This is a genomic window from Nocardia ninae NBRC 108245, from assembly GCF_007990755.1.
Lineage (GTDB): Bacteria > Actinomycetota > Actinomycetes > Mycobacteriales > Mycobacteriaceae > Nocardia > Nocardia ninae.
On the sequence record NZ_BJXA01000005.1, the window covers coordinates 7606 to 20234 of the forward strand.

The window sequence follows — 12629 nt, forward strand, 5'->3', positions numbered from 1 at the left end:
TCAGCGACCGAATGCTGTTGGGTCGAAGAAGTCGACGGTCGAGTGGTGGGAATCGGGAGGAGCTTGCTCTGGAGAGCCGTCCCTAGCCGAGGAAAACTGTGGCCCGGCTGCTGCTTGGGTGGCGGAAGGACTTTGCTGCACAGGATCTTCCGTGGCGAACTCCCACGGTGGAGCGATCTTGTCCGAACCATACGCGGATCGAGCCCCCGGTCCCATCGACGACAACATGTTGAACTGATTGAGGTGCCGCAGCGAAACCGTGACTCCATCCGGGAACGGGTGGCCGGGCTGCCACGAGTTCGAGTCGATCAGCCGCATTCCTGTGACCCGGCCCGTTGTCTCTTCGGCCACCACGTCCGCCACAAAATATGCGTGCCCGTGCGACAGACCGGTGTCGGGATGCACAGACGCGCCCCCCGGCAGTCGACGGGTGGTCATGATCACCATGTCGCCGCGCCGCAGCATATTCGCGATCCGGTCGGCCACCCAGCGTGTCAATACCGAATCAACGAGCGGCGCAACCGAATCCCACCGCGTCATCTCCGCGTGCAGCAGATCCAACTGTGGCTCGAGCTGCTGGCAGCGCTCTGCGCCGAGCGTGTCCTTCAAGAACGTGCGAAAACCGGTCGCTGTGCGTGGATCGCGGGTCTTACGCCACTGGGCGAACGTAGGCCCGGTATCACCAGGGGGTAGGCCGAGTTTCGCAATCCTGTCGTATTCCGCGCGGGCCACGTCCCTCTTGCTGGGATCGCCCCAGTTTTCCAGATTGTCGTGCCACTCGCGAACCAAGTCCAGCAACTCATGGGCGGCCGCATGGTTACCACCCATCAATTGCGCCAAGTCATCCGGGCCCAACATGAGCGGATGCGCGAACACTGAGTCGTCCACCGCACGTATCGCCAGGGTCCGCCCCGCCGCACCGGGCGAATCGACCGGCCACAGCGAGCGCGCGGTATCGCCGGGATACATCAAACCGCTGATTCCCGCGTATCCCTTGTTCCCACCGCGATAGAGCGCCCAGGCCTTCTCGATCACCGCTGGCCACAACGGCTGCCCGTCGGCATGCGCCGCGTAGGCTATCTTCCCCTCATAGGCATAGAACCGCCGATCGACCGGCACCCACACCTCACGCCGAATCGGGTCGATCGACGCCGGGTCGCCGGTCGCCGAGATGGCCCGCCCATCGTCCTGCTCGATGAACCGCACCTCCAGATCACCATCGGCACGGAAACGGATCATCTGACGCACCCATTCAGGATGCTGAGCCGCCAAGCCGATGAGATCGGCGAGCAGGTAGCACGTGCCGACCTCGCCCTGCTTCACATCCGAGGCACGCGGCATATCATCGAGCCCGAACAGCGGGCCGGAAACACGCTGCACGTGCGGGACCCGCACACCGGCGTCCACCAGCAATTTGCGGTCGACCTGATGCCATACGTTCCCGTCGCCCGGTTCACGCACCGAAACCCGGGCTGGGTCGGCCTCGTCCACGCGTACCGCGACCGTGGTTCCTCCTGCCAACGTCACGGTTCGGCCGGCCGCCACGAACGTGACCGTCTTGCCTTCGGAGATCGGCATAGCCGCCGCGGGAACGCGTTCCCTTGCTCGCGCCGCATCCACCACCGGGACCGGCGCCGGAGCGAACGCGACGGTCGCTTCCTCGTAGCTGAGGTGCTCGAGGTCCGCGTCAACCCTGAGGCCGATGGGCTGAGCACGCAGGTATCTCAGCGCCGCGGCGTTCAAATCCGTCAGATCTATATCCGTAGGTGCGTCCGCATAGTCGTATTCGCCACCCCAATCGACCAGGACCCGCAGCACCCCGGCACGTACCTCGATCTCTGCCGCAGCAGCGGCGGGGGCGCCGCCGAGCAGCGACGCGTGGGTGACGTCCTGGCTGCGGCCGTATCGACGCTGCTGTTCCTTCGTGAGCGCGTACATATTGCCGTACACGTCCATCACCATCGTGGCGCGCCGCTCCGGTACGTGCGGATCGCTCTGCAACGCCGCGAAGTCGCGCGTGCTTCCCGAACCCTGTTCAGCGGCCCACACGGTGTCGAATATCGCACCGTCCGCCGAGTACAACCGGCCGTCCGGTCCCACCACGATCCGGAACTTCTCGCGATCGGCGATCGAGATCGGCTCGTAGTCCTCATCCGGCTCCATAGGCTTCCCGTCAACCGGCCGCACGCCGTCGAAGGACAGCCGCTCGGCCGCTGTCCTGCGCTCCGGTACCCGAATATCTGTGCCCGTGAACACCGCCCGCCGTTCCGTCACCGATCCCGTGTCCGCCGCCACGAACTGTTCGCGGAGGTACTCCCAGCCTTCGGGCAACGACAGTGACGAACCCTCGCCGCCATCATCAACCACCGACATCGATGTTGCGGAAACATCGGGTCGTGTCGCACGGGGAATCGGTGGCGGTCCGGCCGAGGTAACAGGTCCGGCACCCGCCGTCGGTGTCGCGCGTACCTCATATGCTGATTCATCTGATTCATCGGGCAAGTCATAATCGTAGTCGTGCAACTCATCCGAGTCGTCGACAGTATCGGGTGCACTTCCCGTCCCAGCGTTCTCTCTCTTGTTGCCATGGAAAAATAGAGTGCCCGGGCCGGAAGAACCGATGCGGCCGAATAGATTGAGATGATTCAACGGGACGGAAATCTCCCCGGAGTTCGGATCACGCACGACTACCTCTGTAGGCGCTGCGGGTGTCTCGTTTTCCGCATCAGCGCGGACGACCCGAATAACAGCGTACGAATGCTCCGACACTAGATTGAGAGGATTGCCAGCGTCGGCTTGATCCTCATTTTTAGTCGCCAGATTGACGGTGTCGCCGCGTCGGAGCAGCGACTCGATGTGATCTGCCAGCACTATCGCGAGCCGCACATCAGCCAATGCAGCGTTTGCTTCCCATGCGGCAAGTTGCTCGATCAGTCTATTCGCGGGTATCTGCCACTGGGCTACGAGAAAATTTTCGAACTCGACGGGATCGTCGGGGGTGTCCTCAGTTCCAGCATTCTCTATCGCCTGTATGGCCGCGACCATCTCTCCGAAGGTTACCGTATTCCCGTAATCCTCATCAATAGCCTGGACAAGATCCGCGCGCTCCATGTTCAGCAAATCCTGCGGAGCCATATTGGATTCCACTATCACCGCCGTCGATACACTCGATGCCGACGTAGACAACCGCGCTGCCACCTGATCAGCCGAGACAGAAGCAGTCGAACCCAGCCAATCCGCAACCATTCGAGCGAATCCAGAAGGGTATACCCCCGGATCTTCTCCAGCTTGTTCAGGAATACCTTCGGTCAGCCGGGTCAACAGGTCCAGATCCATCTGGAACACCGAGCCCAACGACAAGTCCACACTACGCGTCGGCTGCACACGGCCCGCGAAGCCGGGCATCTGCGGGGGGCGCAGCTGCCCAGCGGCGTTGCCGGGCATCCCACCATCAATGCCATGGTAACCCTGTGCCGCACCACGGAATACAGCCCAAGCCTTTTCGATCACGGCAGGCCACAGTGGCCCGAGCTCTTCCTGTGCCGCGTACAGCATCCCGCCCGCAGACTTCCGGTAGAAGTTGTCGTCGACCTTGACCCACACCCACCGATTTTCCGCTGCTTCATAGAACCGCACGCTGAATGTTCGCACCGGCGCCGCCGTACCCTCGCGAATTTCTTCGGTCTCGCGGATCATATCGACGATCAGGTCGGGATTACGAGCAGCCAATCCGATCAGATTCGACAACAGATAGCAGTCCCCTACCATGCCTTGCGTGACATCATCAGGTCTCGGCAGACCGTTGAAAAGGGGGCCTGTAGCTCTACCGATTTCTACATCGAATACATCGGTGGCGTCGACTGTCAGCCACTCGCCAGCGGGTAGGAGCAGATCGACCATGCCCTGCTCGAGCGTATTGATTCTGGCGGCGACGTTGGGTCCGTCCAACCGCACGAACTGATTGTTTTCATCGACGCAAACCAGCCCGGTAGTTCTCGGACGCCAGCCCGCCCGGTCCGGAACGTGTTCGAAGGCCTCCCTCGCCACAGCTTCGGGAATATCGATAACCACATTGCGAGAATTCTTCAGTCGACGAATCGGCAATTCACCGTCCATGCGCCTACCGGCGAGGGTAAGTATGGAACTGCCGGTGATAGCCCGTAGTTTACGGTTCGCGTCCCGCACCATCAGGATTCTTGTCGGTAGCTCGATGGAAGCAGCCGGCATAGTGATTTCCAGCTCCAGCGGCGGTGCATCCGCCGAACCGGTAGGTGAGTGAACCGCTGACGATTCCGGCGAACCCGCGGCCGGCAGCACCGCCGCCGTGAACGCTGCGGCCTCGGTTGCGGGCCCCACCAGCAGATTCACCAAATCTTCGCCGAGCAGAAGAGCATCCTCGGCATCGGCAGCAACGTCCGCGCCGCCCCGCATCGAACGCTCGATCCAGCCGGCCAGATCGCCCGGGACATGCTCGAAGTCCACGGTATCCACGACTGAACCACCGCGCCCGTGCACCGCCACCCAATAGTGCGCGCCCCCATCGGCGCGGTTCAACATGAACGTATTCAGTTGCTGCTGCGGCGACCCGAAATGTAGGTGCGTCACACCACCATCCGAGTGATATACATCCAGGTTCAATGCCAACGCGGCAGCCGCCGACGGCAGCAACAAATCAGCGGCATCGTTGTTCCAGGTCCCCTCCTCCAGCAACTCCGTCAACTGCTGCGCGAACTGGGCACGGCGCTCCACCACCGGCTCCGAAGTTTTGGATCCACCGATAGACGCATCCAGGCGAGCCAGCATCACCCGGACGACTCCGTCTCGGAAATCCCTGTGCGCGTTCCGATCAGCCACACCGACACCAACCGCCCGCGCCAACGCCTCCCACAAGCAATTCCCCGTGCCAGGCTGCGACTCCCACACGCCATCCGCACCCGGCGCACGAACGCCGGCGATCTCTGCACGCACCGGCAGCAGCTGCGCCTTGATCAACCACTTCACCCGGCTGTGGTACCGATCTCCCGATTCCGGCAGGACGGTGCGAGGGTTCTCCACTACCTCGGTGATCACATACCGCATACCTGGCGGAAGCAGATACTCCCGGTCCCCCGCCTCGGTACTGGCGGCACCGATCCAGATACCGGGCGTACCGGCCGGCAGTTCCAGCTCCAGCTGGTAACGAAGGCTCCGGTACATGTTCGGTGCCGCGACACCGATGCTCGTCGACATAGCCGCCGGCTCGACCTGTATCGAGCCGATCAGGTTGCTGAGATCTGCTGGGCTGACCGGATTTCCGTTCGTCCCACGCAGATGAGCGATCGTTCCGACACCACGCACCACCCGGACCGGCTCCGGCAGCGCCTGGCGGTGCAGGCCCGTGACGAAGGTATCGATGTACGTGGCGATCTGCTCGTAGGTCACGTGTGCGCGTCCGTCAGTCATCGCGCCCATATCCGCGGAGAGCTTTTGATAGCTCATCGAGTTTCGCTCGAACTCTCGCAGCCTGATTCTCAGGGCTGCCGGATCGCCGCTGCCGAGGAGGTGGTCGTACACATCAGCCTGCGGCCCCGCTGGCAATTCCGCTCGTAGCGCATGGATTTCGTCCGCCGAGGGCAGGTCGGCCATGATGCCGTCTTTGAACGAGATCGTGTAATCCCGCTCGTAGTCGTCACGCAACGTCCGGAAGAGCTGCTCGGGATCGTCGGCCCGCATGAAGTGGACGACCCCGTCGTAATTCGCGTAGTTCCGGATGGCGTCGTACTCGGCGGGATGCTCATCCCGCAGCTTGTCGCGCACCGGCCCGAGCAAGACCTCAGCGTAGTGTTCGGCCTCCGCATCGGAAATGAAAACCTTTGCCACGGTTATCGATTCGCCATCTCCCGCGCCGCGCAGCCGAACAGAGTTCGTTTCGGCCACGGCAGAACTGCCTGAAGACTGAATCGATTCGTGCTCCCCGGGGAACGGAGGCGGTGGCGGGTCGGGCAGCCTCAGTTGAACGTTGTTGGCCTCCAACCAGGTAATGCTCATCCACACGGGGCGGCGCTGGCCGGGGAACAGCACCGCGAACTCCTCGATACCGGAGTCCTCATTCGGTCGCTGTCCGCCAGTCCAGGTGATCGGTGCTCCGGTAGGCGCCCCGTGGTCTACTCGAAGCTCCGCCGCCAGGCGGGCATGGTGTGCGGCAGCTCGAGCCTGTGCGGCGAGAATCATATGCGGCCACAGGGCATGGTCATCGCTCAGTCTGCCGTGCCAGTTGCCGGTGCGGCTGACCTGTACCCACCGTGGCCTGCCGTCGACCACCAGGCGCACGTCGACCGCGCCGGGCTCATCCGGAGCCTCGCGGACCATGATCCGGATGAAGTCGGGGTCGAGAGCGACGAGTTCGCGGAGCTGGGCGATCGCCCGCGGGTCTACTTCTTCCGGCATGAGGTCGAAGGCCCGCAGGTGGCCGACGTGTGGGCCGCTCTGCGGCCAGAGGCGACCATCGAGCGTTCTGGGGAACCGGAGACCGAGTTCGGCGATCACCGTGCGATCGACTGTGATGGTCTCGCCGTCGACCCGCTGCAGCCGGACCTGGGCCCCGGGACCTGCTGTGATCTCGACGGTTTCGCCGTCTCGCAGCGTCACAGTGCCGTCCGCCGCAGCGATCGTGACCGGGCGCCGGAGATACGCCGACGAATCGGCGACCGGCGCGAACCCGGCCTGGGCGAGCAGACTCGCGTCGACCCAGCCATGACCGTTGCTTCCTGCGATCCAGATCCACTGATCGGTGTTCCCTGGCCGGTGGTCGTCGTCGTACAGGCGGGACAACGAACCGTCCTGGAATGGGCGAATCGGCATCCCCCGATCGGTGACCAGCTGGGGCGCGGGCAGCGTGATGCGCTGTCCGGCCTGCGAACGCACGATCGCCTCGCCGTTCGCCACGGTCAGCGCAGTCAGGTGCAGCGGACCGGCGGGCAGCAACCCCGAGTGCAGCGGTGGCCCGGACTCACCCAACCGATCCTGGGCGACTTGCGAATGCTCCGGTAACGGCTCGACAGGAGGGAGGAACAATCCCCGATTCTCCAGCTCGCTCCAACTCAACCAGATGGTCGGCTGATTCGGGTTGTCGACCCGGATCTCGAACTGCTCGACATCGTTGACCTCGCGACTCTCGCCGGTCCAATCCGCCCGCTGGGGTCCGCGGGGCCGGGCGGCGACCGCCGCTTCGGTATGCATGTCCGCCTGCGCGGCCGCCATGTTGAGCAGCAACGGCCAGATCGGGTCGGCAGCCGGCCGATCAGTGTCCCATGGGAAGGAACGGTCGAGTCGGATCCACCGAGCCCGCTCCTCCACCAGCATGCGGACATCGACAGTGCCGTCGTTGTTCTCGCGAAACATGTCGCGGAGGAATTGGGGATGGTCCTCGGCCAGCAGGCGCAATTGGTCGTAGAGGGGTCCGGGCACAAATCCCGCCAAGTCCGCGACCTGAGGACCCGACTCCGCCCAGAGCGGACCGGGTAGTGGCGTCGGAGGAGACACTCCGAGCGCCGCCGCCGCCGCGTCTTCGTGCACCCATTCCCATTGATCCGACAGACGCAGAGCCACCAGCCCTTCGGATCCTTCCGGCGGCCGGCGGGTCGGATCGAATTCGAAAGTCTCGTTGTCGAACACAATTACGTCATCATCGATTCCAGGTACGAGAACGCCGCGGCGGAAGTTATGGCCGTCGGCACCTTGCAGGAACCCGGCGTCGAGCAGATCGTGTTCCCAGACCCACCCAGAATCGTCGGCGCCAAATATCCGGTACCTGGTTCCGTCACGATCGCTGTAGCGATTCCACCGGAGATTGTCGAAGTCGAAAATGCCATCCTCGGCCGGCAGTATCAACTCACCGCGATCGGTGTACAAAGGGATCTCCGGCAGCCTGATACGCCAGGGGAGAATGGATAGCGGATCATCACGCATACTCGATACGAAGGAAGCCAGCGGAATCGGGCCGTACGGTAGCGAGTGATCGAACCCATTCGAACCATCCGAGGAGGCCACGGCCGATCCTCCGTTGTCGCTGAACTCCGCTTCATCGTGCTGAAGCGAGTCGGGCTGTCCGTCGGACGTCTCCGACGGGACCGCATCGTCGAATTCCGGTATGCGGGAATCGCTCACGGGAACTGATTCGGTCTCGCTCAAAAGCTGCGACCGCACCGAGGTACGACTGGAGGACGCACCCGACCTCGATTCCGGGGAGCTCCAATTCGCGGGATCGTCGTCGACCGGATTCGTCGACGGCGTTGCGACGGGCCACCTTGCGAATGAATCCGCAGCGGGCAGCTCCCCGGGTGGGTCGAGAGCCGCACTCCGCGTGGCGATCTCCGCGTCGCCCACAGCGCGCGATGCGAGCAGGATGGCAGGCCAGATAGGCGCGCGGCCGCCGGGTGGCCATGGTAGGTCGGTGCTGCGGGACAGCCGCATCCACTGTGGGTGGGCTCCCGCACGGAGGTCGACATCGATACTGCCGTGCGCGTTTTCGTGCAGGCGCCGCATGATGTCGTCCGGCGAATTCGCGACCTGGTTCCTCAGCTCCGCAACCCACCGAGTGTTGGGAAGATGGTCCAGATCCTCCACTTCTGGACCGAATTGCGTCCACAGCACACCTGACAGCTCAGTCGGCCGTACCAATCCGAGCTGGTTCGCGGCATCGTCGGTCACCAACAGTTCGTCGGCGTCGTGGTGCAGCCGCAGCAGCGCTGTTCCGTCTTCTGCCACAACAGGATCCGCGTCGATGTAGAAACGGTCGGTATCGACGAGCTCGATCCGGCGCGGCCCGCCACTCGCATCGATGCCGTCGATCTCGGTGACACGGAGCAACCGTCCCGTCGACCGCTGCCACCGGTATCCGTGCTCACGTAAGGTGTCGGCACGCACCCAGCCGCTTCCTTGCACGCCGGTCACCCACATCCAGTCGTCCTGGCCGTGTCTGCGACGCATGGCCGGAGCGTCCGCATGGATCAGGTACTCGCCGGGCGGAGGGGTGATTCGAGCGTCGCTGTGGGTGCGCAGATCCGGCGTCGCCCGCTGGAACCGGGCACCGAGACTATCGACGGTCCGATCCACCTCCCGGTCGTTTACCGCATCGAATGCCACCAGCCGGATGTCCACCGCCAACTCGAGACCGGTAGCCCCCACCAACTGTGCGAGGCCGCTGTCGTTCATCTCGGAGGTGATCGGATATTCGCCACCGCGATCAGCGAGCAGCGAAATGATGCCGTCCCGCGCTTCGATTTCCATAGCGAAGGTCGCGGGCCCGCCGCCGAGTAGCGCCGCGTGGGTGACCAACCGATCCGGGTCGTCGATCCGGCGCTCCGCGTAGAGATTGCCGGCGCGGTCCATGACCAGGATCGCGCGGTGGGTCCCTGTGTCGAAAAGACTTCCGTCGCTCGCACGGTGCAGGCGATGGTCCGAGCCGACAACGAGCCGCCGCTGCTCGATCTGATAGTCCGACAGTGCGTCGTGTGATGCATTCGGCAACACCGAGTCCAGCGCGAGAATTTCGACGTCAAGAGTGGGCGCTCGGGTATCGCTGATCGACGCGACCGTCCGATCGTCTGATAGCGCCACATCGGCGGCGAGCGCGATCGGACCGCTCGCGAGAGCGATCCCCTCTGCTGTCACCGGCGCAGCGGGAACTTCGTTCCCGGCCGAGACCATCGACCGCGTGTCTACAGGCGCCGGGTCCTCGGTGGAATCTGCGGCCAGAAACCGGAAATCGGGGGGCAACACAATCGGATTCGACCCGTTCAGCAAATATCCCAGGGCGCCGTCGGTGAGCCCGGCCGCTGTCACGTACTCCCCACCCTGATCAACCACGACGGATAGCACGCCGTTGCGCACTTCGATCTCCGCGGCCGCCGCCGCGCGACCACCGTTCAACAGCGATGCGTGGGTGATCCGTGGATCTACTTGCTGGGCTTCGGCGATCGCATAGATATTGCCGAAGATGTCGAGCACCATCGGCGCGCGCCGGATCGCCGGATTCTGGTCGCGTCCCTGGGTATCGACGTCGACCGCACCCATCCGCGCACCCGACGTCGTATCGAACAGCGAGCCGTCCTGCGCGCGGTACAGCAGCCCGTCTGGGCCGACCACAATCCGGTGCGAAGCCCGCACTTCCTCGCTCAGTCGGTGGAAATGAGCGGCGCCCGGCAGCGGCGCCACGACCAATCCTGCGCCGATCGTGCTCGGCGGCGGAACCGGCTCGCCAGTGCCCACCAGTACCGGGTGACTCGTCTCAGGCAACACGACTGACTGGTCTGCCCCGGGCACGGAAGCTACGACCGGCTCATCCGCGGCCGTCACGGACGCCACCGACGACTCATCCGCCGACGCCACAATCGGCTCATCCACCTCGGGCACCGGTCCCACCACCGATTCATCCACCGGCGCCACATACCGCTCATCTATCACGGTGACAGGCCGGTGCTCCGCATACACCGTTGTGGCCGTGCGGTTTTCGGTGATCACCGGGCTCTCGACGCGGGGAGCCGGATTTCCTCCGAAGCGCCGCAAGAAGCCCCGGGTCCACCTGCTGTGCCTTCGCCACCATCCAGCGGGCCGAGTGGCCGACGGGCTGACGGACCGTCGACGCCGTCGCAGCGTCCGGCTCAGCCCGCTGACGAAATCACCGACCACGTCACGGGTCCGCCGCCGCTCGGGCCTGGCTTGCTGCCCGGCCACCGGTTGGGCGGGCACGTCGGTTGCCTGGCCGGGCACCAACGCTGACGGCAGGTCCGGCTGCCTCGACGAGCCGGGCCGCCCGAAGAGATCGCGCGCCGACGGCCGCGTACCCGCCACCGCGGACGACGGTGCGACCGGCGTGCCGAACGCGGACAACGTACCGGAGCCGGCCGAGGCGATGGAATTGAACTGATTGAGTTCGTTGAGCGGTATCCGTTGTTCGCTGCCATCATGTGGGTTGACAACCATCACCGCAGTAGGACTTTCGCGCGAACCACCGGCGCGCTCGACTCTGCTGACGGAATAGGCGTGGTTCGGAGCCAACCTGGTCGTCGGCTGATTGGCACTGGCGAGTTGCACCTTGGTGATGAGGGTCACGGTATCGCCGCGTGCGATCAGCCGCTCGATTCGCTGGGCCAGCCACACCGCGAGTACGGGCGGCTTCGCTTGACCTCCCGGCAGGACACTGTCGGGCAATGTGGCGTTCGACTCCCAGGAATCCAGCTGCTGCTGGAGCGCGTCGCGCGACGCCGTCCAGCGCTCACTGAGATACACCAGGAATGCGGCGGTGTCGCTCGCGTTATCCCGGGTCTGCCAGCGCTTACGGGCCTCGAGCACCGCATCGACCACTCCGGCACCACCCAACCGCGCGGCTAGACCCGCACGATCCATCGTGTCGAGGTCCTCTGGCACAGGCTGCGACGGATCGCTCAGGACCTTGTGCACTCCCTCGAAAGCGTCGAGCACTGCCTTCGCCAAGAAGACGCCGAATCTGCCGTTCGTGTATTCGACAGCGCGTCGCGGCGCTGCGAGGTGTCGGCTCTCCCAACTCAGCACCATCCGGGCGAATCCCTGACTACCGACAACATCGGCCAGAGTGTCCTGATCCACGTGGAATGGGTGTTCGAATAGCAGCGCATCCACCGCGCGCGTCGGCTGCGACCGCCCAGCACCGCCCGGCATCCTCGGCGGACGCAGCATCTCGACCGTGTCCCCCGAATGCCAACCACCGTTGATCCCCTGATAACCCGCTGCTGGGTTGCGGAAGAGCGCCCACGCCTTCTCGATCACCGCAGGCCACAACGGCTGCGCCGGATCGTGTACCGCATACAGCATCTGCCCGGCGGCGTTGGCGTAGAAGGTGTCGTCGACCCGCACCCAGACCCAGCTGTTCGCCACAGGATCGAAAAAGCGCACGTCGAACAAACGCTGCCCCGGGCCCCCCTTCATCGGCTTGATCATGTCCTGCAGCAGACTTGGTTTCGTGGCCGCCAGACCGATCAGATTCGCCATCAGATAGCACGTGCCCAGCTGGCCCTGGCGAACATCGTCTGGCATCGGCACACCGGAACTGCCGAATAGGGGCCCGGTTGCCGTGAGTTGTCGAACGTCGAGCTTATCGGGTTCGCCGACCCCGAGCCAGCCGGCTCCCGTGGCTGCCCCGCCGCCCTCGACGTACAGAAGCATCCCATCGTCCATGGTGGCGCGGACGGGGAAAGTGGGACCAATCAGGTTTTTCGCGGCACCCGCCGCGTCCACGAAGAACACTCCGGTTCCGGTTGGGCGCAACACGACTGAGCCGTCGGTCTGTTTCTCCTCCCGGAACGCCGCCTCGACCAAAACTTTGTCGATCTCGGTCGAACTGCCATCCGGCAGCAGGACAGCGACCTCATGGTCTACGAGCTGATCCAGCACCCGCAGCGAATCCGACAAGCCTACGTACCTGAGTCGCCACCGGGCGTCCTTCACGAGGAGCCCGGTGTCCGAGCCGAGGACCTCCGCCTGCGTCGACGGCATCGCCGGGACCAGTGTGTCCGGCGGGATGAGCTCCGAACCGCTCGGCGCACGAACCGCCGCCCGCTCGAACGCCGCCCGCTCCGCCGCTGGCGCGACCGTATCGGGGAATAGCGAAGGCA

1 protein-coding gene (running past one end of the window) is annotated in these 12629 nt (G+C 64.4%); it reads right to left on the reverse strand.

What is annotated here, in order from left to right:
- Positions 1-12629 carry the final stretch of a C2 family cysteine protease gene (locus tag NN4_RS06115; RefSeq protein WP_147128971.1) on the reverse strand. The gene runs 17713 nt beyond the window's last position, so only the last 12629 of its 30342 coding nucleotides appear in the window; its start codon lies off the right edge, out of view — the gene reads right to left on this strand; the stop codon is at positions 1-3.